General features: G+C 65.7%; 1 protein-coding gene. It reads right to left on the reverse strand.

The features are described 5' to 3' along the window. Nucleotides 1-62: 62 nt before the first annotated feature. The coding region (locus E0L35_RS25820; protein ID WP_283241556.1) for an acyl-CoA dehydrogenase family protein at nt 63-408 on the reverse strand (346 nt) is incomplete at its 5' end.

Genomic DNA, 408 nt, shown 5'->3' on the forward strand with positions numbered 1-408 from the left:
CCGCACCTCAGAATGAGGACGGTGGATTTGACGTCCACCTTGCCCCGGTGGGAGGATAACCGTCACCCCTCCAAACCCCAGGTCCAAAACGAATCGCCCTCGGCTTCGAGGTTGCGGTTGAGCACCATCTTGTGGACTTCGTCGGCCCCGTCCACCAGCCGGGCCTGGCGGGCGTAACGGTAGATCCATTCGAGCGGCGTGTCGGTGGAGGAGCCCCGGGCGCCGTTGGTCTGGATCGCGATATCGGCCGCCGCGTGGATCAGGTTGGCCACGTGGACCTTGGCCATCGAGACTTCCTTGCGGGCAAAGCTGCCCTGGTCCAGCGCCCAGGCGGCCTTCATCACCAGCAGCCGGCCGATCTCGATCCGCATGGCGAGGTCGCCGAGCATGAGCTGGATGCTCTCGCGG

The sequence above is a fragment of the Halomonas sp. ATBC28 genome, from assembly GCF_005937175.1.
GTDB lineage: Bacteria > Pseudomonadota > Gammaproteobacteria > Pseudomonadales > Halomonadaceae > Vreelandella > Vreelandella titanicae.